General features: G+C 68.6%; 20 protein-coding genes. 8 read left to right on the top strand and 12 right to left on the bottom strand.

Annotated elements, in window-relative coordinates:
• Positions 1–23: 23 nt before the first annotated feature.
• The 4 genes from ACE3T2_RS05995 to ACE3T2_RS05980 all read right to left on the bottom strand — a co-directional run bounded on the left by ACE3T2_RS05995 (position 24) and on the right by ACE3T2_RS05980 (position 3424).
• Positions 24–458: a DUF3995 domain-containing protein gene (locus tag ACE3T2_RS05995; RefSeq protein WP_374655725.1), complete on the bottom strand. Its 435-nt coding sequence runs from the start codon at positions 456–458 to the stop codon at positions 24–26.
• On the bottom strand, positions 455–1291 hold the full coding sequence (locus tag ACE3T2_RS05990) for an alpha/beta fold hydrolase (protein ID WP_374655723.1): 837 nt from the start codon (positions 1289–1291) through the stop codon (positions 455–457). Before ACE3T2_RS05990 ends, ACE3T2_RS05995 begins: the two co-directional genes overlap by 4 nt.
• Before the next feature lie 213 nt (positions 1292–1504).
• Positions 1505–2467 (bottom strand): zinc-binding alcohol dehydrogenase family protein, encoded by a 963-nt coding sequence (locus ACE3T2_RS05985; RefSeq protein WP_374655721.1) that lies wholly within the window; start codon positions 2465–2467, stop codon positions 1505–1507.
• Between the two features lie 186 nt (positions 2468–2653).
• Complete coding sequence (locus ACE3T2_RS05980) at positions 2654–3424, bottom strand: AAA family ATPase (RefSeq protein ID WP_374655719.1); 771 nt, start codon at positions 3422–3424, stop codon at positions 2654–2656.
• 77 nt (positions 3425–3501) lie between these two features.
• On the opposite strand from ACE3T2_RS05980, the gene ACE3T2_RS05975 reads away from it, so the two are divergent.
• Complete coding sequence (locus ACE3T2_RS05975; protein ID WP_374655717.1) at positions 3502–5199, top strand: alpha/beta fold hydrolase; 1698 nt, start codon at positions 3502–3504, stop codon at positions 5197–5199.
• Between the two features lie 385 nt (positions 5200–5584).
• Here ACE3T2_RS05975 and ACE3T2_RS05970 read toward each other — a convergent pair whose 3' ends face one another.
• From ACE3T2_RS05970 to ACE3T2_RS05960, 3 genes are all read right to left on the bottom strand, one after another.
• Entirely contained in the window at positions 5585–6748 is a 1164-nt protein-coding gene (locus ACE3T2_RS05970; RefSeq protein ID WP_374655715.1) for a DegT/DnrJ/EryC1/StrS family aminotransferase, read from the bottom strand.
• Between the two features lie 158 nt (positions 6749–6906).
• On the bottom strand, positions 6907–7374 hold the full coding sequence (locus ACE3T2_RS05965) for a chemotaxis protein CheW (RefSeq protein ID WP_374655713.1): 468 nt from the start codon (positions 7372–7374) through the stop codon (positions 6907–6909).
• The gene (locus tag ACE3T2_RS05960; protein WP_374655711.1) at positions 7374–8960 is read right to left on the bottom strand and encodes a methyl-accepting chemotaxis protein; all 1587 of its coding nucleotides are present in this window, start codon (positions 8958–8960) and stop codon (positions 7374–7376) included. Before ACE3T2_RS05960 ends, ACE3T2_RS05965 begins: the two co-directional genes overlap by 1 nt.
• Before the next feature lie 581 nt (positions 8961–9541).
• Here ACE3T2_RS05960 and ACE3T2_RS05955 point away from each other — a divergent pair.
• Positions 9542–11035, top strand: a complete 1494-nt coding sequence (locus ACE3T2_RS05955; RefSeq protein WP_374655709.1) for a methyl-accepting chemotaxis protein — start codon at positions 9542–9544, stop codon at positions 11033–11035.
• A 10-nt stretch (positions 11036–11045) separates the two neighbouring features.
• On the opposite strand, the gene ACE3T2_RS05950 is transcribed toward ACE3T2_RS05955, so the two are convergent.
• Complete coding sequence (locus ACE3T2_RS05950; protein ID WP_374655707.1) at positions 11046–11834, bottom strand: hypothetical protein; 789 nt, start codon at positions 11832–11834, stop codon at positions 11046–11048.
• 167 nt (positions 11835–12001) lie between these two features.
• Entirely contained in the window at positions 12002–13585 is a 1584-nt protein-coding gene (locus ACE3T2_RS05945; RefSeq protein ID WP_374655705.1) for an AMP-binding protein, read from the bottom strand.
• A gap of 322 nt (positions 13586–13907) precedes the next feature.
• Between ACE3T2_RS05945 and ACE3T2_RS05940 the strand changes: the two genes are divergently transcribed.
• The 3 genes from ACE3T2_RS05940 to ACE3T2_RS05930 all read left to right on the top strand — a co-directional run bounded on the left by ACE3T2_RS05940 (position 13908) and on the right by ACE3T2_RS05930 (position 19475).
• The gene (locus tag ACE3T2_RS05940; protein WP_374655703.1) at positions 13908–15767 is read left to right on the top strand and encodes an ABC transporter ATP-binding protein; all 1860 of its coding nucleotides are present in this window, start codon (positions 13908–13910) and stop codon (positions 15765–15767) included.
• Positions 15764–17611 (top strand): ABC transporter ATP-binding protein, encoded by a 1848-nt coding sequence (locus tag ACE3T2_RS05935; RefSeq protein ID WP_374655701.1) that lies wholly within the window; start codon positions 15764–15766, stop codon positions 17609–17611. The genes ACE3T2_RS05940 and ACE3T2_RS05935 overlap by 4 nt, the downstream gene beginning before the upstream one ends.
• Positions 17612–17819: 208 nt before the next feature.
• The gene (locus tag ACE3T2_RS05930) at positions 17820–19475 is read left to right on the top strand and encodes a M28 family metallopeptidase (protein ID WP_374655699.1); all 1656 of its coding nucleotides are present in this window, start codon (positions 17820–17822) and stop codon (positions 19473–19475) included.
• On the opposite strand, the gene ACE3T2_RS05925 is transcribed toward ACE3T2_RS05930, so the two are convergent.
• From ACE3T2_RS05925 to ACE3T2_RS05915, 3 genes are all read right to left on the bottom strand, one after another.
• Positions 19476–19955, bottom strand: coding sequence for a hypothetical protein (locus ACE3T2_RS05925; RefSeq protein ID WP_374655697.1), 480 nt, complete (start codon positions 19953–19955; stop codon positions 19476–19478).
• On the bottom strand, positions 19952–20149 hold the full coding sequence (locus tag ACE3T2_RS05920) for a hypothetical protein (RefSeq protein ID WP_374655695.1): 198 nt from the start codon (positions 20147–20149) through the stop codon (positions 19952–19954). Before ACE3T2_RS05920 ends, ACE3T2_RS05925 begins: the two co-directional genes overlap by 4 nt.
• Positions 20150–20670: 521 nt before the next feature.
• Positions 20671–21189 (bottom strand): heme-binding protein, encoded by a 519-nt coding sequence (locus ACE3T2_RS05915; protein WP_374655693.1) that lies wholly within the window; start codon positions 21187–21189, stop codon positions 20671–20673.
• Positions 21190–21586: 397 nt separating this feature from the next.
• Between ACE3T2_RS05915 and ACE3T2_RS05910 the strand changes: the two genes are divergently transcribed.
• The 3 genes from ACE3T2_RS05910 to ACE3T2_RS05900 all read left to right on the top strand — a co-directional run bounded on the left by ACE3T2_RS05910 (position 21587) and on the right by ACE3T2_RS05900 (position 25982).
• Positions 21587–24013, top strand: coding sequence for a TonB-dependent receptor (locus ACE3T2_RS05910; protein ID WP_374655691.1), 2427 nt, complete (start codon positions 21587–21589; stop codon positions 24011–24013).
• 177 nt (positions 24014–24190) lie between these two features.
• Positions 24191–24997 carry a nuclear transport factor 2 family protein gene (locus tag ACE3T2_RS05905; RefSeq protein WP_374655689.1) on the top strand — a complete coding sequence of 269 codons (807 nt, stop codon included), beginning with the start codon at positions 24191–24193 and terminating at the stop codon, positions 24995–24997.
• Between the two features lie 64 nt (positions 24998–25061).
• Positions 25062–25982 (top strand): ketopantoate reductase family protein, encoded by a 921-nt coding sequence (locus ACE3T2_RS05900; RefSeq protein WP_374655687.1) that lies wholly within the window; start codon positions 25062–25064, stop codon positions 25980–25982.
• Positions 25983–26024: the final 42 nt, after the last annotated feature.

Genomic DNA, 26024 nt, shown 5'->3' with positions numbered 1-26024 from the left:
TCCTTTCGAGTGCGGATACGGCCTCAGCCGCGAACGATATTGGCGATGAGCCCGGCCGCGATCAGCAGGCAGAGCGGAGAGTAGTAGAGGCGGTTGAGCCGGTGAAATGGCGTGCCTTGGGTGCGGCGCCAGAGCGCCGGAACGAAGCCGGCCGCGCCGCGCAGGCCGAAGACCGCGACAAGGGCGAGATAGGCCAGGCGGACGAGGGCCCTGGCGGGGCCGGCGAGGACGCCGGCGGAGTCGACCCCCACCACGACGGCGGCGATCCCGATCAAGGAGGCGACCAGGACGCACGCGGCGGGCGGGTGCATGCGGCTGCCGGGCGGCAGCCCGCCCACCGTCTCGGCCAGCGACACCTCGTCGACGCCCGGCCAGCGCTGGCCGAACGCCCAGCTCAAATGCAGCAAGGCGATGGCGGCCAGCACCGCGACGATGACGATGGCGAGCGGGCCGATCATCCCGCCCGGTCGACCGCGGCCAGGATGGCGCTGACGAAGGTGTCGTAGAGCGAGGGTGGGACGTCGTGGCCCATGCCGGGGATGACGCGCAGCTCGGCTCCGGCGATCGCCGCGGCGGTCGCCTCGCCGCCGACCAGGCGGACCAGCGGATCGTCGGCGCCGTGCAGGACGACGGCGGGGACCGAGAGCTTGCGCAGCCGCTCGGTGCGGTCGCCGTCGGCGCGGATGGCGCCCATCTGCCGGGCCGAGCCGGTCGGGTTGTAGGCGCGCGCGTACTCGTCGGCGGCGCGCTGGCGCAGGGCGCCCTCGGGCCACGGATAGGCCGGGCTGCCGATCACCAGGGCGTTCGCCACCTGGAAGTCGAGGAAGGCCTCGAAGTCGGCCGTGGGATCGGGCGGGGCGACGGTGAGCACGGCGCCGGCCTCCGGCGTCGGGTCGAGCGTGCCCGGCGCGCCGGTCGCCGACATGATCGAGGTGATCGAGAGCACGCGGTCGGGATGCTCGATCGCCACGGCCTGGGTGATCATGCCGCCCATGGAGACGCCGGCGACGTGGGCCTTGGCGATTCCGGCCGCATCGAGCACGGCGACGGCGTCGGCGGCCATGTCGGACAGGCTGTAGCTCTCGCCGGGCTGGAACCAGGTGGAAAGGCCGGTGTCGCGGTTGTCGAACCGCAGCACGCGATAGCCATGGGCGGCGAGCTGGCGGCAGAACTCGCCCGGCCAGCGGGTCATCTGCGAGCCGAGGCCGTTGATCAGCAGGATCGCCTGGGCGGCCGCGTCGCCGAAGCTTTCATACTCGATCTCGACGGCGCCGTTCTTCGCGCGGGGCATGGGCGGTTTCTCCATTCAGATCCTCCCCGCTGGGGGAGGTGGCGTTCGGCGCGAAGCGGCGAATGACGGAGGGGGCCAACGGCCGAAGGGTCGAAGTCCCCCTCAGTCAGCTTCGCTGACAGCTCCCCCACCGGGCCTATGGCCCGGCCCCCTCTGTCCCTTCGGGGCACCTCCTCCAGAGGGGGAGGAATTGGGGGAGCAATTTGGCGGAGCCTACGGAACCAGCACCACGCGGCCCACCGCCGCGCGGCTCTCGATATAGGCGTGGGCGCCGGCGGCGTCCGACAGCGGGAACACCTTGTCGACCAGGACTTCCAGCTCGCCGCGGGCGGCCTCGTCGATCAGGCGCTGGATGTTGTCGTGCACGCGGTCGGTCATGATCTCGGCGCCGAGGAAGACGCCGCGCAGCTGGCGGTTGCCGCCCATCATGGTCCCGACGTCGACCACCATCGGCTCGCGGCCGGCCGCGCCGACCATCGAGACGCGACCGCGATAGGCCAGGGCGTTGATCGAGCCCTGCAGGGTCGGGCCGCCGACGGAATCGACCACCACGTCGACGCCCTTCTTGTCGGTCAGGCGCATGACTTCCTTCACCACGTCCTCGCGGGCGTAGTTGATGCCATGATCGAGGCCGAGCGGCTTCAGGCGCTCCAGCCGCTCGTCCGACGATGCGGTGGCCAGCACGGTCGCGCCGGCCCGCTTGGCGAGCTGGATCGCGGCGACGCCGACGCCCGAGGCGCCGGCCTGGACCAGCACGGTCTCGCCGGCCTTCAGGCGGCCGGCCTCGAACAGGCAGTCGTCGGCGGTGCCGAAGGTGACGGGAATGGCGGCGGCCTTCTTGACGTCGTAGCCGTCAGGGATGACCCAGCAGTTGCGAGCCGGGACAGAGCGCAGCTCGGCGTGGCTGCCCCAGTTGTTCACGGTGGCGACCTTCTGGCCGACCTTCAGGTGCGTGACCTCGGCGCCGACGGCGACGATCTCGCCGGCTGCCTGGTAGCCGACGATGTGCGGGTTGGTCATCAGCGGGCCGCGCCAGCGGTTCAGGGTGTCGCCGCCCTCGATGGCGATGGCCTCGACCTTGATGATCACGCCCTTGGGATGCAGGGCCGGATCGGGGAAGTCCTCGTATTTCAGGACCTCGGGGCCGCCGTTCTCATAATAGACCGCCGCCTTCATGCGCTTCCTCCAAAATGGCTTTAAACAATTGTTTGAGGACGCTAGCGGCGGGCCGTGAGGGACGCAAGGGAAAGGCGTCGCCACCGACCCCGGTCACCCCGGCGAAGGCCGGGACCCAGGTGAAACCCGCCGACCCCCGTGGATGAATCTGGGTCCCGGCCTTCGCCGGGGTGACCGGATCCAGAGTTACTCCGCCATGTCCCGGCTGCGGCCGAACAGGAAGGTCTCGACGAACTGCCAGAGCTCGGCGACCTCGCGGGCCGCTTCGGCGCTGGCGTCGGTCTCCTCGACCGAGCGGCCGGCTTCGAGGGCCGACTGGTAGCCGGCCCGCGCGCGCAGCATGATCGGGATGACCGGCAGGCGCATCAGCAGCAGGGCCTCCAGCGCCTTCTTGACGGCGGGCGGTTCGACCCCGGCCCGGGCGACCGGCGCCTGGTTGACGACGATCAGGGCCGGCTTGCGCAGGCGGCGCACGATCTCGGCGGTGTGGATCGAGGCGGCGAGGTCGAGGAAGGTCGGGCGCACGACGAGCAGGTTGAGGTCGGCGGCGACGATGGCGTGGGCGATCTCTTCCTCGACCGCGGCGGGGGTGTCGATGATCAGCGCCTCGACCCCGTCTTTGCGGGCGGTGATCTGCAGCGGGAACAGCTTCGGCCCCGACGTCTCGACCCAGCCGGGGCCCGCTCCCTTGCGCCCCTTCAGCACCTGAGTCGAGGAGCGTTGGGCGTCGGTGTCGGCGACCAGCACCCTGCGTCCGCGCAAGTGCGCCGCCAGCGCCAGATGCACGGCGAGCGTGGTCTTTCCCGAGCCGCCCTTGCGGGCGATCACCGCGATGGTGCGCATGGCGAAGCTCCGCGCCGGCCCATCGCCGGCTACGCTGAAGCTAGTTTGCAGATCGCTGTGACAGGCGTTCGACAGCCCGCCGCGCAGGCGCCGACCGACACCGACGTTAAGCACGACGGCCGACTCCTTGCAGCGATGCAAGGAGTGGAGTCCCATCGTGCAGATTCGGGACAGGTGCGGGACGGAGGGGCATGGTCGGTCAGTCTGAACTCGCGCAGCGCCCGCCGAGCGACGCGCGCCTGGTGGTCGAGACCATGTACCAGGTGGCGGCCGATCCCGAGGCGTGGGAGCAGCTGGTCGAGGTGCTGGACGAGGGGCTGGACGAGCCGGCGCCCGAGATCGTCCGCGACTTGGCCATCAGCGAGGACATCGCACGCCTGACCCAGCGGCGGGACGAGGGGCCGAACGCAGTGCGCCGCGCTGACCTGGGCTGGCTGCTGCTGACGTCCGGTCGCAAAGCCCTGGTCTGGAACGGCGCTGCGGCCGAGATCTTGGACGGGCTGGGGACGCTGCGGGCGGGCCAGGCCGTGGACTTCGACGATCCGGCCAACGAGGAGGCGCTGGCCCAGGCTTTCGTCCGCGTCCAGTCGGGGCCCGGCCAAGTCATAGTCAAGCTGGACCGTGACGAGGATGAAGGGCCGGCCTTCGCCTACCTGACCCGCGGCGCGGCTCTGGCGGGGCTGGCAGGCGCCGACCTGCCCGACAGTTTCGATATCGACGCCAGCTATGCGCTGGTGTTTCCCGCCGCCAGCGTGACCACCGGCCTGTGGACCTCGATCCGCGAGAGCTTCGGCCTGACGCCCGCGGAGGTGCGGCTGGCGCGCAAGCTGCGCGACGGGCGGACCCTGCAGGACGCGGCCGGCGAGCTGTCGGTCAGCATCAACACCGTCCGCAACCAGCTGCGGGCGATCTTCGACAAGATGGGCTTGAAGCGGCAAAGCGACCTGATCCGGGCGCTGACCGAGCTGTCGACCCTGGCCGGGCTGATCGACGGTCAGGAACGGGTGCGCGCCGAGGAGCTGAAGATCCTGCAGGCGCCGCCGGTGCGGTTCGTGGCGCTGGCGGTCGGGCGGCGGCTGGCCTATCGCGAATATGGCGACCCGGCCGGCAAGGTGCTGCTGGCCTTCCACGAGGGGCTGGGCTCCAGCCTGCTGCCGCCGGGCACGGACGAGCTGGGCCGGGAGCTGGGTCTGCGGGTGATCTGCGCCGAGCGGCCCGGGTTCGGCCAGTCCGACCCGCGCGAGGACTACAGCTTCGAGGGCGTGGCCGCCGACATGGTCGAGCTTTGCGACCGGCTGGGCGTGAGCCAGGTGCGGATCGGGGCGGTGCTGTCGGGGGCGCCGTCGGCGCTGGCGACCGCCATCGCCCTGGGCGAGCGGGCGGTGAAGGTGCAGCTCTATTCGGCTCGGGCGCCGCGGGCGCTGGAGGCGCGGCCCGGCAATCCGCTGGTGATGTTCCGCCGGCGGATCGAAGAGAACGCCTGGGTGCTGGAGAGCTTCTTCGCCATCCTGCGGCTGCGGCTGTCGCCGGCCATGCTGGAGCGCATCCTGCGCCGTTCCAGCGTCCATTCGGCCGGCGACCTGGACTATCTGGCGAGCCGGCCCGAGACCGCCGCCTTCGTCGCGGCCTATATCGGCGAGGCCCTGGCGCGCTCCAGCCGCGGGCCGGTGGACGAGATCCGCGCCTTCCGCCGCGGACGGAACATGGACATCGGCGCCTTGCGCGTCCCGCTCAGCGTCTGGCACGGCGAGGAGGATCGATTCGCGCCCCTGTCGCCGCTGCTGGCCTTTCTCGGCGACCGGGCCAGCGAGGTGCACGTCACCCCCGGAATCGGTCATTTCCTGGTGCTGAAGCACTGGCGCAGCCTGCTCGCCGAGGCGGCGGCCTAGACTCCATAGTGCATTTGCGTCATGCGCCGCGCGCGGCGCTGGTGTCTGTTCGGCTCATCGGATGCGATTTGTCGGGTGGGACAAATGATCATGCGGAAGCCGTCGAACTTGGCGATCGCCGCGCCCCTGGGCCGGTGCGCCACGGCCCTCGTTTGTCCCACACGCGCCAGCAACGAGTCCGGCGGCCTCGCCGGAACTCCAGGATCCGCCGCCGAGGCCCCACCCAGCAACGGTGGCGGATCCGACCCATTCGCAGACGGATGAGCTGCTGAGGGGAGCCGGGAAGCTCGGAAACCCGGCGTGTCGGCCGATCTCGGGGGAGTTCAGGCCGGACCCTTAGGAGAGGCGGACGCGGTTCCCCGGGGAGCCGCGTCCGTATTCCTGTTCAGGCGTTGCGCTTCACGTAGGCGCGGATGGCCGCGATGATGCGGTCCTGGTCTTCCTCGGTCAGGTACGGGTGCATCGGCAGGCTCATGACCTTGCCGGCGGCCGCGTCGGTGACCGGCAGGCCGCCGGGCGCCGGATAGACCGAATAGACGTCCTGGCGGTGGATCGGGATCGGATAGTAGACGGCGGTGGGGATGTCCTGGGCCTTCAGATGGGCGATCAGGCCGTCGCGGTCGTCGGTCTCGAGCGTGTACTGGGCCCAGACGCTGACCCCGCCCTCGATGACCTTCGGCACGGTCACGACGTCCGACAGCCCCGCGGCGTAGCGGGCGGCGACGCGGTTCCGAGCCTCGATCTCGTCGGCGAAGATGGTCAGCTTCTGCAGCAGCACCGCGGCCTGGATCGTGTCCATGCGGCTGTTCATGCCGATGCGCAGGTTCAGGTACTTCGGATCGTGGTCGAAGGTCCTGCCTTCGAGGTCGGACTTCACCGCCTGGCCGTGGACGCGCAGCGAAACCAGCAGGTCGTGCAGGCGCGCGTCCTTGCAGAGCACCGCTCCGCCGTCGCCGTAGCAGCCGAGCGGCTTGGCGGGGAAGAAGCTGGTGGTGGTGACGTCGGCCCAGTGGATCGGATGCTGGCCGTTCAGGGTGCAGCCGAAGCCCTGGGCGCTGTCGGAGATCAGCTTCAGGCCGTGCTTGCGCGCCACCGCGGCGATGGCCGGATAGTCGGCCGGCTGGCCGAACAGGTCGACCGCGATCACCGCCTTGGGGGTCAGCTCGCCGTCCGCCTTCACCGCCTCGATGGCGCGGTCGAGGGCGGCGGGGTCGAGGTTGTAGGTGTCGGGCAGGATGTCGACGAACACGGGCGAGGCGCCGACCAGGGGCATGACCTCGGCGGTGGCGGCGAAGGTGAAGGAGGGGCAGAAGACCGCATCGCCCGGGCCGACGCCCCAGGCCATCAGCGGCAGCTGCAGGGCCTCGGTGCCCGAGCCGCAGGAGAGCACGAAGGGCGCGTCGCCGAACTCGCCCAGCGCCGTCTCGAACTGGCCGATCTCCGGCCCCATGACGTAGGCGCCCGAGCGGACGACCTTGAGAATGGCGTCTTCCAGCGGCTGACCGAGGCGGGCGCGTTGGGTCTGCAGGTCGATGAACGGGATCGGCATGGGAACATCCGGCGATACGAAGCGGCGCGCTTCATGGCATGCGTCGGAAGCCTAGGCCAAACACGCTTGTTTTCCGAACGTTTCGCCGGGCGAGGGGTGGAGCGCGGCGGCCGCAACAACTTGCGTCCGTCGGCGGCGCCGCGCTCCGGCCGCGGAGATCAGGCGGCCATGGGGGGCGCCGTCGGCAGCAGGGATTCCACCACCAGGCGGCTGAGCATGCGCCCGTCGAGGGGCAGGATGGCGTCGATGAAGCGGGCGCTGGAGGTGGAGTCCATCTCCGGCGGCGGCTGCAGCAGGGCCTCGTCGACCACGAAGGTCTCCTGCACCGCGTCGACCAGCAGGCCGGCCAGGCGCTCGCCATGCTGGACCACGACGATGACGTGGCGGCTGGAGGCCTCGGTGCGGCCGAGGTCGAGGCGGGCGCGCAGGTCGAGAACCGGCATGATCGAGCCGCGCAGGTTGATCACCCCCAGCATGTACGGCGGCGTGTGAGGCATCGGCGTGGCCGGGGTCCAGCCGCGGATCTCGCGGACGGCGCGGATGTCGATGCAGAATTCCTGGTCGGCGATCTCGAAGGAGATCAGCTCCAGCTTGCCGTCGGCGGCCTCTGCGGCGATGTCGGCCATCAGAACTCCTCCCATTCATCGGCGGCGGCGGCCAGCTGGGCCTGGGCTGCGCGGGCGGGGCTGCGGGCCGGGCCGTGACGACCGGCCTGGGCGATCTCGGGCCGGCCGCGGGCGCGGGGCGCCGCCACCGCCGCCCCGGTGTTGAAGCGCGAGACCAGCTTTTCGAGTTCGACCCCCTCGCCCTTGAGGCTGGCCGCCGCGGCGGTCACCTCCTCGACCATGGCGGCGTTCTGCTGGGTGACCTGATCCATCTGGTTCACCGCGCTGTTGACCTCGTTGAGGCTGGTCGACTGCTCGTTGGCCGACTGGGCGATCTCGGAGATCAGCCCGTCGATCTCGGTGACCTTGGCGACGATGCCGGTGAGGGCCTCGCCGGTGTCGCCGACCAGCTTCACCCCGCGGGCGACCTGGGCGGTGGAGTTGGAGATCAGGGCCTTGATCTCCTTGGCGGCGTCGGCCGAGCGCTGGGCGAGGGCGCGCACCTCCTGGGCGACGACGGCGAAACCCTTACCGGCGTCGCCGGCCCGGGCCGCCTCCACCCCGGCGTTCAGGGCGAGCAGGTTGGTCTGGAAGGCGATCTCGTCGATGACGCCGATGATCTGGGTGATCTGGCCCGAGCTCTGCTCGATCTCGCCCATGGCCGCCACCGCGCCGCGGACCACCTCGCCCGACTGGCTGGCGTCCTCCTTGGCGCTGGACGCGGCGGACGAGGCCTGGCGCGCGCCCTCGGCGCTGCGCTTGACCGCGGCGGTGACCTGGTCGAGCGCCGCGGCGGTCTCTTCCAGGCTGGCGGCCTGCTGCTCGGTGCGGTGCGACAGGTCGTTGGAGGCGGTGGAGATCTCGTCCGAGCCGCTGCGCAGGGCGCCGGTCGCCTCGGAGATCGAGCCGATCGTCGCGCGCAGGCTCTCGACGGCGGCGTTGAAGTCGGTGCGGATCTGCTCGTGCGAGCCGGTGAACTGGCTGTCGATGTGGGTGGTCAGGTCGCCGTCGGCCAGGCGCTTGAGGCTGGCGGCCAGGGCCGCGACGACCTTGTTCTGCTCTTCCTCGGCGGCGCGGCGCTGGGCGTCGGCCTCCTTACGGGCGGTCTCCAGGGCTTCAAGGTAGACCGAAATGGCGAAGTCCATGTCGAGCAGCGTCGCCTTGACCAGGGCGCCGATCTCGGCGGCGGTCTGGCGCGAGCTGGTCTTCTTGCCGAACCCGCCCTTGGGCCAGCGGGCGGCCAGCACCTTCTCGATCAGGGCGTCCAGCACCAGGGCGTAGCCGCCGATGTACCAGCGCGGCTCCAGGCCGATGCGGGCGTGGACCTCGCCGACCGTGGTGACGGCGCCGACGTAGCGTTCGTCGAGATTGCCGCTGGAGATCGTCTCCCAGTGATCGATCTGCTTGTTCTTCGCGCCGGTGATATGGCCTTCGCTGTTGAAGAATTTGCTGGTGTTGGGGTTGCTGCGGACCGAGTCGTAGAACCGGTCGAGCGCGCCCGGCAGTTCCTGCATGATGATCGACTTGACGCCCCGGATGTCCTGCAGCGCGGCGGGCGTGAGCTTGATGAAGTCCAGCCGTTCGGCCAGAGCGTTCGACGACGCCATGTATGCTTCCCCTCGACGAGTGTTCCTCGGTGGAGTGATGACCGCGCGGTTTCGTTAATATCCAAATAACGGCGTGTTGTCGGTCAGTTACGGCGAGGTATTCGACGTCCGTAAAATCCGTAAATTGCGGCGTCCGGATAGCGGCGATATTCGATATAAGAGTAGTCGACCGCCGGAGACGCCTACGATTGCGTATTTTGCGGAGTTTCGATGGGCGTGGGCGTCCGGCGGACCCTCCCGCCCAGGACGGCGCCGCGCGACATAGAGACTGCGCGAGACCTCGGGCCCTCCGTTGGATACCTCGAGATGCATGCATAGAGCTCAAGGATCGAATGAATACTGAGGTGATGATGATATCCGGCGGAGAGGAGCGCAGCGGATGGGGCTATGATTACATGGTGGCGGTGTCGGGTGAGCGCGGCATCCGTATGGGAAGTGCGCAAATCACGTATTTTGCGGCATAGATTTCAGTAGTCCTCGAATGAATATTCAATTCGAGAGCTTTGCGGGCCTCGAAAATTAACCTCGCATTTGCCTTCGCGGCGAACAGTTCCCCGGCCAGATACGGCTAGGGGGCGGCAATGAAACTGTTCAAGACGCGCGTGGCCGAGCGAGCTCAAGGGGAAAAGACCGACGAGCTGGCCGACCGGATGGCGGCGATCTCGCGGTCGCAGGCAGTGATCTCGTTCAATCTCGACGGCACGGTGATCGACGCCAACGAGAACTTCCTCAACACCATGGGCGTGACCTTGGCCGAGGTGCAGGGCAAGCATCACAGCGGGTTCGTCGACCCGGTCGAAGCGCAAAGCGCCGAATACAAAGACTTCTGGCGTTCCCTGAACCAGGGCCAGTTCCTCGCCGGCAAGTTCCGCCGCCTGGCCAAGGGCGGGCGCGAGGTCTGGCTGCAGGCGACCTACAACCCGATCCTGGGGCCCGACGGGCGACCCTACAAGGTCGTCAAGTTCGCGCTCGACATCACCCAGGCCGAGCAGGAGGCCGCGCGCAGCGAGGCCCAGCGGGCGGCGATGGAGGCTGCGCAGGAAACCCTGGTGCGCATCCTGGCCGAGAACCTCAGCCGCCTGTCGCAAGGCGACCTGACGGCTTCGATCGAGGAGACTCTGAGCGGCGAGCATCAGAGGGTGAAGGACGACTACAACCGCGCGCTGGCCAGTCTGCGCCAGACCATGGACTCCATATCGACCGCGACCGGCGGCCTGCGGGGCGGAGCCGACGAGATCGCCAGCGCCTCGGACGATCTGTCGCGGCGCACCGAGCAGCAAGCCGCCAGCCTGGAAGAGACGGCCGCCGCGCTCGACCAGATCACCGCCACGGTCAAGCGCAGCGCCGACGGCGCCAAGCAGGCCTCGAGCGTCGCTTCCAGCGCCAAGGTCGGGGCCGAGAAGTCCGGTGTGGTGGTCCGCGAGGCGGTCGCGGCCATGGGCGAGATCGAAAAGTCGTCGGCCGAGATCGGCAACATCATCGGGGTGATCGACGAGATCGCCTTCCAGACCAACCTGCTGGCCCTGAACGCAGGCGTCGAGGCGGCGCGGGCGGGCGAGGCCGGCAAGGGCTTTGCGGTCGTCGCCTCGGAAGTGCGGGCCCTGGCCCAGCGCTCGGCCGAAGCGGCCAAGGAGATCAAGGCCCTGATCAGCGCCTCGTCCGCCCAGGTGGACCGAGGCGTGAAGCTGGTCGGCGAGACCGGCGAGGCGTTGACCGAAATCGTCGCCAAGGTGACCGACATCGATCAGCTGATCTCGGAGATCGCCCAGTCCTCGCAAGAGCAGGCGACCGGCCTCAACCAGGTCAACACCGCCGTCAACCAGATGGATCAGGTCACCCAGCAGAACGCCGCCATGGTCGAGCAGGCCACGGCGGCGGCGGCGAACCTGAAGAACGAGGCGATCGAACTCTCGCGTCTGGTGGCCCAGTTCCACACCGGCGCCTCGGCCGCGCCTGTGCAGTCCACGGCGACCCGCCAGGCGCCGGCGGCCAATCCGGTCGCCCGCATCCAGACCCGCGCGGCGGCCTTCGCCCGCGGCGGTGCGGCCCCGGCGGTCGAGTGGGAAGACTTCTAGGCCTCGCCGCCTAGATCGAAAGGTCCAGGGCCGCGCGCAGACGCCTGCGCGTGGCCTCTTCGAATTCGGCGGGCCAGGCCGCGCCGAGGGCTTCGGTCAACGCTCTGGCGCGGGGCAGGAAGAGGGTCGCCAGTTCGCGCTGGGCTTCGAGCAGGGCCCGGCGCTCGGCGCGCGGCGCGGCCAGCGCTTCGAGCAGGCGCTGTTGTTCGGTGGTGAGAAACGGGTTGAGCCGCTTGGCTCCGCGGGCGCCGGGCGGGACGCCGTTCTCCTCCAGCATCAGGTCGACCAGCATGCTGCGCAGCAGATCGAGGCCCTGAAGGGCCACGATCCATTCGCCGCGGCCGAAGGCGACCGGCGCCAGGCCCAGCACGCGCAGGAACTCGGCGGCCAGCGCCTCGACGCGGCGGGCCGCGTCGCGGTCGTCCGGCGGCGGGCGCGCGGGCGGCGGCGCTGTCTCGCCCAGCAGCGGCGTGAGCGCGGCGCCGTCGAGCCAGGCCAGTTCGGCGGGGGTGACGAAGGCCAGGTCGTAGCGGTCCCAGTTCGGGGTCACGGCCGACACGATACGGCCGTGAACGAGCTGGCCGAACACCACCGGCGGCATGTCCGGTCGCGGCGCGCGGAAGGCGGCGATGACCTGAGCCAGGTCGTCTTGCGCGACCAGAACGGTGAGGTCGACGTCGCTCCAGGCGTCGCCCTCGCCGCGGCCCAAGCTGCCCGAGAGCCAGGCCGCCTGCACCCGGGGCTCGGATGCGAGGGCGGCGGTGAGCCGGTCGAGCAGGGCCTGTTGTTCGGCGGTCATGCGGCGGCCTCCCTTTCACTCAAGGGCGCCATCTGGACCCGGCGGCGTCAAACGACTTCGCAGGCAGGCGTTCGTGAGATCGGGGCGCGACGGCGGGCCTGCCGATGCGTCATCCCGGTTTCGCCGCAGGCAAGCCGGGATGACGCGGAAGGATCGCGGCGGCGCGGCTAGATCTGCCGGGCGCGGCCTTCCCAGTAGGGGGCGCGGACCTTGTTGCGCTGGACCTTGCCGGCCTCGGAGCGGGGTAGGTCGTGGACGAAGTCCAGGCTGCGCGGCACCTTGAACGAGGGCAGAGAGCGGCGCGCGAAGTCGAGGATCTCCTGGGCCAGGGCCTCGGAGGGCTGATGGCCGGGCTTCAGCAGGATCACGGCCTTGACCTGTTCCCCCCATTCGTCGTGCGGGACGCCGACCGTGGCGCTGTCGGCGACCGCGTCGTGCTTGATCAGCTCGTTGTCGATCTCCTGCGGGTAGATGTTCACCCCGCCGGAAATGATCGTCTCGGCGTTGCGGCCGGTGAGGAACAGGTAGTCGTCCTCATCGAAATAGCCGACGTCGCCCATGGTGAAGAAGTCGCCGACCCGGTTGGCCGCCGTCTTGGCCGCGTCCTTGAAGTAGGTGAAGCCGCCGCCGGGCGGGAGCTGGTGATAGATGCCGCCGGGCACGCCGGGCGGGCAGTCGTTGCCCTCCTCGTCGAGGATGCGGACCTTGAGCAGGGCCGGGCGTTTGCCGACGCTGCCCGGCTTCTTCAGCCACTCCTCGGAGGAGATGGTGAAGCCCGCGCCACCTTCCGAACCGGCGTAGTATTCGGACAGCACCGGCCCGAACCATTCGATCATCGCTTGCTTGACCTCCGGCGGGCAGGGCGCGGCGCCGTGGACGATGTATTTGACGTGGTCGACGGGGTACTTGGCCTTCACCTCGTCCGGCAGGGCCAGCAGGCGCTGGAACATGATCGGCACCAGGTGCAGGTGGGTGATCTTCCTCTCCGAGATGGTGCGCAGGACCAGCTCTGAGTCCCACTTGTCAAGGAAGTGCAGCGGGGCGCCCGCGCCCATGGCCGCGCGGATGTCGAAGGCGAGCGGTGCGGCATGATAGGCCGGGCCGGCGCAGAGCTGGATGGAATTCTCGTCGTAGCCGCGCAGGGCGTACATGGCGCTGGGGGTGACGACCGGGTTCTCGCGGAACACGCCCTTAGGCCGCCCCGTGGTGCCCGAGGTGTACATCATCTGATTGCCGAGCACCGGGTCGGTGATGTCCGAGCCGTCGAACGGGGCGATGGCGGCGTCGTAATCCGCAAAGCCCGCGATCGGCCCGCCGACCGCCAGTTTCAGCACCAGGCTCGGGCATTGCTCGGCGACCGCCGGAATGGCGGCGACGCGCGCCTCGGCGACCAGCACCTTGGCCTCGCAGTCATTGACGATGTAGGCGATCTCGTCGGTGGTCAGGTGCCAGTTGACCGGGGTGATGCGCAGACCCGAGCGCAGCGTGGCGGCCTGGACCTCGACGAATTCCGCGCGGTTGGAACAGACGATGGCGAGCGCGTCGCCCTTGCCGAGCCCGTGCTCTCGGAACAGCCGTGTCAGCTTGTTGGCCGTGGCGTTGACCTCGGCGAAGGTCCGCGAGGAGCCGTCCGGGCTCACCACGGCGGTCTTGTCCGGCGTCAGCCGGGCCCAGACGGCCGTGGTCATGCCGACGGCGGCGGCCTGGTCCAGGGTTTCTTCCAGGCTGGGGCGCTCTTTCAAATCTTCCATCAAATCCTCCCGACGCCGCGAGCCGCGAGGGTCTGCGCCAGCGTTCTTTTCTATGATCCGATCCGGCGTTCGCTCGGCTGCGCGGCGCGAAATATGCGCCGCGGCTGGGGGCCGTTTCCGTATCGGAAGCCCACCATGACAGGGCGCAAGGCGCGCGACAACGGCGTGCGGAATCCAAACACCGGCCGGATGGTCTCGCAGGCCGACACCTAGAAGTTTTTTCGACGTTCGCGCCAAATTTGCGGCCGGCGCCAAAACAGGTCTGGCGCGCAGCGCCGACGCGGGCCAGAATGATCCGCATACTTCAGATTGGAATCTTGCCATGGGCGAGTCACACCCCTCCCGACGGGGTGCGCGCGCCGTTGACTCCGCCCCGCAGGTGGACGTCAGCGAGATGCCGCGCGTGCTGCAGAGGATCTCGGCGCTCGCCCTGCGCTATCCCGTGCGCCTTGGCCTGGCGGTGGCCTGCTCGGTCGGCGCTGCGCTCGCCACCCTGGCGCTGCCACGGCTGTTCGGCGCCGGGGTCGACCATGCGGGGGCGCTGCTGAAGGCGGGCGCGGCGCAGACGGCGGAAGCTCAGAGCGCGCTGATGGGTGTCGCGCTGCTGGTGATCGCCGCGACGGTGGTCCGCGGCCTGCTGACCATGACCAGCGGCTATCTGGGCGAATATGTCAGCCAAAGGGTCGGCTACGACCTGCGGCTCCAGTTCTTCCAGCAGCTCCAGCGACTGAGTTTCGGCTTTCACGACCGCATTCATTCCGGCGACCTGATCACCCGCGGCATGCTCGACCTGGAGGGCGCGCGGGTCTTCATCCAGAACGGCCTGCTGCAGTCGGTGTCGCTGGTGCTGCTGCTGGGCTTCTCGGCCTGGATGATGCTGTCGACCGACCTGGCGATGGGCGTGATCGGCCTGGCCTTCGCGCCGATCGCCGGTTGGGCCCTGGCGCGGATGGGCTTCCTGCTGCGGGTGACCTGGCTGCGGGTGCAGGAGCTGATGGCGGTGCTGACCCTGACCATGGAGGAGAACCTCCAGGGCATCCGGGTGGTGCGCGCCTTCGCCGGCAAGCGCTTCGAGATGGCCAAGTTCGACAAGGCGTCGATGGAGGCGCTGAGCTACGCCTACATGCGCATCACCCTGCGCTTCCGGGCCGTGTCGGTGATGAGCGTCAGCTTCTACGGCTCGATGGGGCTGTTGCTCTGGTATGGCGGCCACAAGGTGGTGGACGGGACCATGAGCGTCGGGCGGCTGACCGAGTTCCTGACCTACATGACCCTGCTGCAGACGCCGATCCGGCAGATCGCCATGATCTTCAACGCGGCGGCGCGGGCGACGTCGTCCGGGGCGCGGGTGTTCGAGGTGCTGGATCTGGAACCCGAGATCGCAGACGCGCCGGGCGCGAGGCCGCTGGCGCCCGGCGCCGGCACGTTGCGCTTCGAGGGCGTCGGCTTCGCCTATGCGCCCGGCGCCAAGCCGGTGCTGAGCGACGTCAGCTTCGAGGTGCGGGCCGGCCAGACCCTGGGGATCGTGGGCGCGCCGGGCGCGGGCAAGTCGACCCTGGCCAACCTGATTCCGCGCTTCTACGACGTGACCGAGGGCGCGATCACCATCGACGGCCAGGACGTCCGCGACGTGACGCTGGAATCCCTGCGCCGCTATGTCGGGCTGGTGCAGCAGGAGGCGTTCCTGTTCGACGCCTCGATCGGCCACAACGTCGCCTATGCCGATCCCTGGGCGGAGGACGAGACGATCGAGGGTGCGGCGCGGACCGCCCAGATCCACGATCACATCGCCGGCCTGCCCGACGGCTACGAGACCCGGGTGGGCGAGCGTGGCGTGGCGCTGTCGGGCGGACAGCGCCAGCGGATGAGCATCGCCCGCGGCGTGGCGCCGGGGCCGGGACTGATGATCTTCGACGACTCCACCGCGGCCATCGACGCGGTGACCGAGCGGCGGGTGCGCGAGGCGCTGGCCGAGGCCACGGCGACCAAGGCCACGATCGTCATCGCCCACCGGCTGTCGTCCCTGATGCACGCCGATCAGATCATCGTGCTGGATGAGGGACGTATCGTCGAGCGCGGCCGCCACGCCGAACTGGTGGCCGCGGGCGGAATCTACGCCGACCTCTACGACCTGCAGACGCGCACCGACGCCGAGGCGGTGCTGGACGAGACCGCCGCATGAGTCAGCCGTCACAACGCAAGCCGCGGGCCTCGCTGGGCTCGTCCGAGGGGGAGGACATCTTCGGGACCTTCGACGCCGGGGTGGCGCGGCGGTTTCTGGCGATGCTGAAGCCGCATCGCCGCTCGTTCCTGCTGGCGGTGGCGGCGGTGCTGGTCTCGGCCGCCTCGGTCGTGACGATCCCGGCGTTGATCGGGCGGGCGGTGGACGCGGCGGTGGCGCGCGACGGGGCGCTGTTGGATGCGACCCTGATCGTCTTCGCCATCCTGGTCGGCGTCTATTCGACCGCCTTCTTCGTCGAGCAGTGGCTGTCGGCGCGGCTGGCCCAGCGGGTGATCTTCGACATCCGCCGCCAGATGTTCGACCACTTCCAGGACGTCTCGCTGTCCTTCATGGACAAGACCCATGTCGGGCGGATCATGGCCCGGCTGCAGGGCGACGTGAACGCGCTGCAGGAGTTCCTGGAAAGCTCGACCGGGGCGATCGGCGACCTGGTCATGCTGGTCGGGATCGCGGCGGTGCTGATCAGCATGGACTGGAAGCTGGGCCTGCTGACCCTGACCGTGCTGCCGGCGCTGATCGCCATCCGGGCGATCTGGCTGCCGTTCTCGAAGACCAGCTTCCGCGACGCGCGCGACGCCTCCTCGACCGCCAACTCGGCCCTGGCCGAGAACATCAACGGCGTGCGCACCGTGCAGGAGACCCGCCGCGAGGCGCTGAACTTCGAGCTTTATCGCGAGAAGGCGCTGGAGAACTTCAAGGCCCAGGCCCACGCCTCCTGGATGACCCAGATCATGGTCCCGACGGTCGACGTGCTGACGGGCCTGGCCATGGCCATCGTCATCGTGATCGGCGGCAATGCGGTGCTGGGCGGGCGGCTGGAGGTCGGGGTGATGGTCGCCTTCATCTTCTACGTCCAGCGGTTCTTCGATCCGGTGCGGATGCTGTCGATGCAGTACACGGTGATGCAGCGCGCGATGGCCGCCGCGCACCGGATCTTCGAGGTGCTGGACGTGGAGGTGACGATCCAGGACGCGCCGGGCGCCAAGGCCCTGCCGCCCGACGCGGCGACCGTCGAGTTCCGCAACGTGACTTTCGGCTACGACCCGCGACGGCCGATCCTGCACGACGTCAGCCTGACCGTGAACCCGCGCGAGGTGGTGGCCCTGGTCGGGCCGACCGGCTCGGGCAAGACCTCGATCATCGCGCTCGCGCACCGGTTCTACGAGGTCGACCAGGGCCAGGTGCTGGTTGGCGGCCGGGACGTGCGCGAGGTGACGCTGGACAGCCTGGGCAAGACCATCGGCATGGTGCTGCAGGAGCCGTTCCTGTTCACCGGCACCATCGAGGAGAATATCCGCTACAACACCGAAGGCGCGAGCTTCGAGGACGTGGTCGCGGCGGCCAAGGCGGTGGCCGCGCACGACTTCATCATGCGCCTGCCGGACGGCTACCAGACGCGGCTGGGCCAGCGCGGGCGCAACGTCTCGATGGGGCAGCGGCAGCTGATCTCGTTTGCGAGAGCCCTGGTGGCGAACCCGCAGATCCTGATCCTCGACGAGGCGACGGCGAACATCGACTCGTTCACCGAGCAGGCGATCCAGAAGGCCCTGAAGGTGCTGTTCGCGGGCCGCACCTGCATCGTCATCGCCCACCGGCTGGCGACCATCCGCGACGCCGACCGGATCGTGGTGCTGCAGCAGGGCCGCATTTTGGAGCAGGGGCCGCATGAGGCGCTGATGGCGGCCGGCGGGCTTTATGCGCGGCTCTACGCCTCGGCCCATGCCTCGTTCGACGACCAGGTGGTGGCGACCACGGGGGATGCGGAGTTCGCGACGCGGACGTGAGTTTCCCTGGAGTGTCATCCCGGAAAGCGCGAAGCGCCTGTGCGGGACCCATGAACACCAGATGGAACCGGATACGGCGCGGCCCCCCGCCAGTCTGCAGGATCAGGCGGCAATGGGTCCCGGTCTTCGCCTCCGGCGAAACCGGGATGACACCTTGGTGGGAGCGCTGGGCGTGAGTAGGCTCGGCGCTTCAGTCCAGGAGTCCCCCATGATCCGTCCGACCGCCGCCGCCCTCGCCCTGTCGCTAATGGCTTCGAGCGCGCTGGCGCAGGGGCCGATCGATTCGCAGCGGCTGTCGGAGATCACCAAGACCCTGGCTTCCGACGCCTTCGAGGGGCGCTCTCCGGGCTCGGCGGGCGAGGCGAAGACCATCGACTACCTGGTCAGGGAATTCAAAGCCCTGGGGTTGGAGCCGGCCGGCGACGCGGGGAAGTTCACCCAGGACGTGCCGCTGGTGCGGTTCAACGTCCAGGACGGCGGGCGCTTCTCGCTGAACCTGAAGGGCCAGGTGCGGCCGTTGGAGCGCAACAAGGACCTATCGGCCTCGACCTTGCGGCCGGTCGACAAGGTGGCGATCGACAAGGCGCCGCTGGTCTTTGTCGGCTATGGCGTCACCGCGCCCGAGCGCGGCTGGGACGATTTCAAGGGCGTGGACCTGAAGGGCAAGGTCGCCGTCTTCCTGATCAACGACCCCGACTTCGAGGCGCAGGCGGGCGAGCCGGTCGCCGGCAAGTTCGGCGGCCAGGCGGCGACCTATTATGCGCGCTGGACCTACAAGTACGAGGAGGCCGCGCGGCGGGGCGCGATCGGGGCGCTGATCGTCCACGAGGCGCCGGGCGCGGGCTATGGCTGGTCGACGGTGATCGCCTCGAACGGCGAGGCCTTCGACATCGTCCGCGCCGATCCGTCAAAGGAGAAGGTGCTGCTGCAGGGCTGGCTCTCGGGCGAGGTCTCGCGCGAGCTGTTCGCCGCCGCGGGCCAGGATTTCGACGCGCTGAAGGTCGCCGCGCGACGGGCCGACTTCAAGCCGGTGGCGTTGGAGGGGGCGAGCTTCTCGGCCGACTACGGCGTGACCCATTCGCGCATCGTCAGCCGCAACGTGATCGGCAAGATCACGGGCGCCAAGCGGCCGGCCGAAAGCGTGATGTTCGCCGCTCACTGGGACGCCTATGGCGTCGGCGCCGCGGACGCCCAGGGGCGCACCGTGCGGCCGGGCGCGCTGGACGACGCCATCGGCGTGGCCGGGACCATGGAGATCGCGCGCGCCTTCAAGGCCGGGCCTGCGCCCGAGCGGACGTTGGTGTTCGCCGCCTGGACGGCCGAGGAGCGCGGGCTGCTGGGCTCGGAATATTACGGCGTGCACCCGACCGTTCCGCTGGAGACCATGGTCGCCAACCTAACCATGGACGTGCTGCAGCCGAACGGCCTGGCCAAGGACGTGGTGCTGATCGGGGCCGGCCAGAACGCCCTGGAGGACATGCTGGCCAAGGCGGCCGGGGCGCAGGGGCGCACCGTGACGGCCGACGCTCATCCCGAGCGGGCGCTGTTCTACCGCGCCGACCACTTCTCGCTGGCCCGCCGCGGGGTGCCGGTGCTGCTGCTGATGGGGCTGGGCGGCGGGGCCGACCTGGTGAACGGCGGCCGCGCCGCCGGCGACAAGTGGGTCACCGACTACACCACCAACTGCTACCACAAGACCTGCGACGCCTGGTCGGCGGACTGGGACCTGTCGGGCGCGGCCCAGGACGTCGCGCTCTTCTACGAGATGGGCACGGACCTGGCGAACGGCCGCGCCTGGCCCAACTGGAAGGACGGTTCGGAGTTCAAGCCGCTGCGCGACGCCAGCGCGGCCAAACGAAGGTAGTCAATGAACCTCGTCGACCGGTTCTTCGTGCAGGAGGCCGGCGCGGCGCACGGCGCTGATCAAGGCGTGCAGATCGCGGCGGTTGTTTTCGAAGGCCTGGGCGAACCTCGGCTTCAAATATACCTCGGCTGGGATCATCACCCGCCGCCCCTGGACCTGGACGCAGTACCCGCGTTCGATCAGCCGCGCGACGTGCCGACGCACCGTCTCGCGGGGGAGGTTGAGTGAGTTCGCAATTGACAGGACCGTGACCGGCCGCCGCAAGTGGTTGGGCACGACTTCTTCTTCGTCGATGGCGCGCGCGTCGCGACCGAAGCTGAGGTGATCGGTCGCCGCCTGGTTAATTGCGACGAAGACAATTCCAAGGATCAGGTCGCCATCAAAAATTTGGCTGATCGTCGAGAGCATGCGGAGCAAATGGTTTGAGCAAAGGCGGGCAAGTATAAGGTCGCCGGGAAGCCGTTTCGGGACTTCGATCACAAAACCTCCGAATCGCGGTCGCTGATCGGAAGGCCGCTGTCGCTGAGTGCTTGGCGGAACATGTCGCTGAACGCCCAGGCCTCGACGCCTTCGCGCCGCACGCGGCGGAAGGGCGCGGTCTCGGCAGGGTCGCTCGGCGCCAGGGAATACTGGTCCAGGATTTCGGCGATGTCCTGTTCGAGGCTTTCGGTCATCCGGGCCGCGACTCTCGGCCGCGCATAGTCGGCCAATTCCGCGACGGTCGAGGGTTCGCCCAGCTCGCGCAGGCAATTTATTACAACTATAAGTATTCGCGCCTTGTCCTTAGGTGGCGAGGCGTCGGTGGAAGTATGTAGTCGATATCCGATCCAAGTCATTGCAGGCACCTTCCCATCAAGGGCGGCGTTGCGAACTCATCAATTGTAACGAGAGGGGCCAAGGCCACATGGCGACGGTTTTCCGTCGCCGAAAACGGGGAATATGGTTCTGACGTTTTCATTCCTACCGTCGCAAGCCCAACTTTTCAGCAAATCGCTGCGTAACTTGCGTAGAACGTTGGCGAACGGCGCTCGTTGAATGTGGTCAAGCTTCCCCAAATTGGGGAACATGTCGCGGAAATCGCGAAAAATACGGCTCTAGGTAAAATTCCACAATCTATACGATAGCAATGCGTCTACATTGAAGAACGACGTTACTTGGGTGGCGGCCGGATGATCATCGCCCGGCCGCCGACCCCTTACTTCGGAAGGCCGGCCAGGCCCGCCTTGGCGGTGATGTCGTCCTCGCCGCCCAGGCCGCCACTGACGCCGATGGCGCCGACCACCTGGCCGTCGACCACGATCGGATAGCCGCCGGTCACGGCGGTGATGCCGCCGATGGTCAGCATGGCCGCGCCGCCCTTCGAGACCATGTCCTGCACGAAGCTGGTCGGCATCTTGAACTTGATCGCGGTGACAGCCTTGCCCTGGGCGACGTCGATCGTGCCCATCGGCGCGCCGTCGGTGCGCTGGAAGCCGAGCAGCCGGCCCGATTCGTCGACCACGGCGATCGACATGCCCCACTGGCGCTTGGTCGCTTCGGCCACGGCGGCGGCGAGGACGGCCTGGGCGCCCTTCGAGCTGAGCGCGGGCTTCTGGAAGGTCGCGCCTGCGTGCTGCTGGGCCGGCGGAACCTGCATGGGCGCAGGTTGGGCCTGGGCGGCGCCCGCGGCGAGCGCGCCGGCGGCCAGCGCCAGGCAGAGGGTGGATGGCTTCATTCGGGGGTCCTCCCAGGAGCGCCCGGCGGGCGCCTTCAACTGATATGATATCCAACCAAATGCGTCGCTGTTTCGTCAAGGCGAGGCAACGGGTCGCGTGTTCGCAGGTAGGTCTGAAGCTAGGCGGGAGGCGGCGCGACGACGCCTCGTCCCGCATCGCGCAAAGCTTTGCAGGCCAAAGAGGCGCGGGGCGCGCGCGGAGCCCGCGGCGTCCGTTGGAGACCCGTTCGGTCAGCGACCGGGGATCGGAAATTACGGTGATGTCAAAAACAGATTGATGTCAAACTATATTGAAGCCATGCTCCCCTCGACCGCGCGTTCCGACGCGCCGGCTGGAGACCCAACAGACAACGCGTCCGAGCGCGCCAACTCGGCAAAGCCAAATTTTGGGGGGAACATGAAAGTAAGAGTTCGAACGAGCCTGCTTGCGTCCACGGCGATCCTGGTCGCTTTCGCCGCCGACGGCGCGCTGGCCCAGACCAAGCCGTCGCGCGCCCAGACCGAGAATGTCCTGGAGGAGCTGGTCGTCACCGCCCAGCGGCGCTCCGAGAACATCAAGGACATCCCGATCAGCGTGTCGGCGTACTCGCAGGAGAAGATGGACAAGCAGGGCGTCCGCTCGGTCGCCGACATCGCCCGCCTGACGCCCGGCATCACCTTCGCCCCGGCCCAGGGCCTGGGCACCTCGATCTCGATCCGCGGGATCTCGTCCGGCGCGGGCGCGCCGACCGTGGGCGTCTATATCGACGACACCCCGATCCAGACCCGCGCGACCATCGCCTCGGGCAACTTCTCGTCCAACACCTATCCGCAGATCTTCGATCTGGAGCGGGTGGAAGTGCTGCGTGGCCCGCAGGGGACGCTGTTCGGCGCCTCCTCGCAGGGCGGCACGGTGCGCTTCATCAACCGCACCCCCAGCCTGACCGACTATTCGGCCTACGGCCGCACCGAACTGGCCAGCACCAAGAACGGCGCCGAGAGCTATGAGGCGGGTCTGGCGGTCGGCGGCCCGATCGTCCAGGATCGTATCGGCTTCCGGGCCAGCGCCTGGTATCGCAAGGACGGCGGCTTCGTCGACCACATCGACAACTTCACCCGCCGGGTGGCCGACAAGGACGCCGACGAGCAGCGCACCTTCAACGCCCGCCTGGCGCTGAAATTCCAGGTGACGGACAACTTCTCGGTCAGCCCCTCGGTCTTCTTCCAGAAGGTCGACCTGGACGACACCCACGCCATCTGGCGGCCGGTGCGCGACACCGGGCCGGGCGGCTCGGGCTACGTCTTCGAGTACACCAAGGAAGACAAGGACATCTACGGCCAGGCCCAGCCGCTGGTGCAGCCCTATCACCAGAACTTCGTCCTGCCGGCCTTGAAGATGGAATACGAGGGGAACGGCTTCAGCCTGATCTCCTCGACCTCGTACTTCCGCCGCAGCGAGCACGGCATCAACGACTTCACCGCCTTCGAAGTACCGCTGTGGACCACCATCTTCACCGGCAAGGCCGTGGTCCTGCCGACCAATCCGGGCGACGTCGCGCCCGGCGCCGACCAGCAGCGCAACCGCTTCTTCACCCAGGAATTCCGCATCCAGTCGAACGACCCGGACGCGCGCCTGAAGTGGACCGGCGGGGTGTTCTATTCGCGCGACAAGACCGAGACCTTCCGCTCGGTGCAGAACACCTTCCTGGGCGGCCTGCTCAGCAAGGCGCTCGGCTTCTGCACCCCCGACACCTGCCTGCAGGCGGTGTTCGGCGTCGGGCCGCATGAGGGCAAGTACGTCTTCGTCGGCAACACCACCACCATCGACGAGCAACTCGCCGGCTTCGGCCAGGTCGACTACAAGCTGACCGACAACCTGACCCTGACCGGCGGCCTGCGGGTCTCGCGCACCAAGTTCAGCTTCGAGAACTACGCGGCCGGCCCGGTCAACGGCCCGCCCAGCCCGCGGGTCGACACCGGCGACACCAGCGAAACCCCGGTCACCGGCAAGATCGGCCTGTCCTACAAGAGCGACCGCGGCGACCTCTACTACGCCTCGGTGGCCGACGGCTTCCGGATCGGCGGCGCCAACGTTCCGGTGAACAACGCCGGCTGCCAGGCGGGCCTGGCCGCGCTCGGCATCAGCAAGGTGCCGGAGGAGTACACCTCCGACCGCGTCCGCAGCTGGGAAGCGGGCAGCAAGGTCTCGCTGGCCGACGGGCGCCTGCAGCTCGACGGCAGCGTCTTCTACATCAAGTGGACGAACCGAATCTCGAACATCGCCGTGCCGCTCGGCTGCCCGCTATCCTATACCGACAACCTGGGCGACGCGACGAGCTACGGCTTCAACCTCGGCGTCGACTACATGCCGGTCGACGGCCTGACCCTCGGCCTGCAGGTCGGCGACGCGCACTCGACCTATGACGCCGATTTCTCGCCGTCCTCGGTACAGACCAAGCCGACGGTCTCCAAGGGTGACGCCCTGTTCGGCTCGCGCCTGACCGCGACCTTCTCGGCCCAGTACGAGTTCCCGATCTGGGGCGACAACCAGGCCTATGTGCGCGGCGACTACACCTATACCGGCAAGAACGACCGCACGCCGGACCTGAACCCCAACAACGCCAGCTTCGACATCGAGAACGTCGCGGCGCCGGCGCTGAGCCTCGTGAACGTGCGGGCCGGGGTCTATCTGGGCGACGCGGAAATCTCGCTCTTCGCCAACAACCTGTTCAACGAGAACTACCTGTCGGACATGGGCGCGATCGGCCTGGGGAGCCCCATCCATCCGGGCTACCTGTCTTTCCGCCCGCGTACCATCGGCATCACGGCGAGCTATCGGTACTAGGCAGCCGCGATCGTGCGCAGCGTAGCGCCGCCGCCTCTCCCCCGAGGCGGCGGCGTTTCATTTTGTGAAGCCCGACACGATATAAATTAGTAGCATATCAAACTAATATTGGGTTAGGGTTTGAAGGTCGGAGCGGCGGGCGCCGCTGCGCAGCGACAAGAACCCAGGGAGGGGCGGATGGCTCGATCGAAGACCAAGAACGCGCTGGTCGGCGCGGCGGCGGGGCTCTGCGCCCTCTGCGGATCGCCGGCCCTGGCGGCTCCCAAGGTCGATCTCGAGGCCCGGCTGGCGGCGCTGGAAGCGCGTGTCCAGACCCAGGAGGACATCGAGGCGATCAACAAGCTGACCCGCGCCTACGGCTACTATGTCGACAAGCAGCTTTGGCACGAGGTGGTCGACACCTTCTCGGATCACGCGGTGGTCGAGATCGCCGGTCGCGGCGTCTATCGCGACCGCAAGGGCGTGGACGACCTGTTCCGCGGCTCGATGGGCGGCGGCGAGATCGGGCTGAAGCCCGGCGCCCTGTTCAACCACATGATTTTGCAAGGGGTCGTCGATGTCGCGCCCGGCGGCAAGACCGCCAAGGCCCGCTGGCGCGCCTTCGTGCAGATCGCTGGCTACAAGCAGTTCGCGCTGTGGTCGGAGGGCACGTACGAGAACGAGTACGTGAAGGAGAACGGCGTCTGGAAGATCAGCAAGATGCATTTCTTCTCGACCTACTACACGCCCTTCGACCAGGGCTGGGCCAAGGTCGGCATGCCCAACAACGGTCCCAGCAAGACCTATCCGCCCAGCGCGCCGCAGTCGGTGCAGTACGATGTCTTCCCCGGCCACTACGTGCCCCCGTTCCACTACCCGAACCCGGTCACCGGAAGGGTCTGGACGCAGGAAGACACCCTGAAATACTCGACCCAAGGCATGAACCCGGGGCCCGCCGGTCCGCCCGCGCAGCCGGGCTCGCCGCCGCCGGCGCCCCAACGTTGATCGAGGCCGGCCCGTCCTGGCGGGCCGGATGTTCTTCTAGTCGAGAGTGTTGGAGGCGCGGGTCGTGAAGATCGCGGTGCTGGGCGCTGGCGCCATGGGCAGCCTGTTCGGAGGCCGCCTGGCGCAAGCCGGGTTCGAGGTTCAACTGGTCGACGTCAACGTCGCGCACATCGATGCGGTGCGCGCCGCCGGGCTGCGGCTGGAGGACGACGGTGGCGACCGCCGGGTCCCGGTGGCCATAGGCCGCGCGGCCGAGTTCGAGGCGCCGGTCGACCTGCTGGTGGTGTTCACAAAGGGGCCCTACACCGAAGCGGCGCTGCAGTCGGCGGCGCATCTGGTCGGGCCCTCGACCTGGGCCATGACCTTGCAGAACGGCCTGGGCAACGGCGAGCGGCTCGCCGCCCATGTCGCGCCGGGGCGTGTGATCGTCGGCATGACCAACTGGCCGGCGGACTATCGCGGGCCGGGCCACGTCCACTCGCACGGCGACGGCGAGGTGCGGCTTTGGACCTTTGACGGTCACGAGGACGCGCAGGTCGAGGCGATCGCCGCAGCCTTGACCCAGGCGGGGCTGAACGCCCACGCCGACCGCGAGGTGACCGCCGCGATCTGGGAGAAGGCGGCGTTCAACGCGGCGATGAACTCCATCGCCTCGGTGACTGGTTTCACCGTCGGCCAGATGGCCGACGATCCGGACATTCCCGGCCTGGCGGCCTCGATCGTCGAAGAGGCCGCGGCGGTGGCCTTGGCGCGCGGCGTGGCGGTCTCGCCCGAGCGGATCACCCGTTCCGTGCGGCACGCCTATGCCGAGCACCGGCCGCACAAGCCTTCGATGCTGCAGGACATCCTGGCCGGGCGGCCGACCGAGATCGAGTCGATCAACGGCGCCATCGTCGAGCAGGCTCGGCTGGCCGGCGTGAAGGCGCCGACTATCGAGGCTCTGGCGCGGCTGGTCCGGGCGAAACAGCGACAAGCGCTGTTGTGACTCAAAACGTTTGATGTAAAACTATCCGACAGGCGAATTAGG

The sequence above is a fragment of the Phenylobacterium sp. genome (assembly GCF_041919955.1).
In the GTDB taxonomy this organism is placed as follows: Bacteria; Pseudomonadota; Alphaproteobacteria; order Caulobacterales; family Caulobacteraceae; genus Phenylobacterium.
This window is presented reverse-complemented; position numbering and strand designations above follow the sequence as displayed.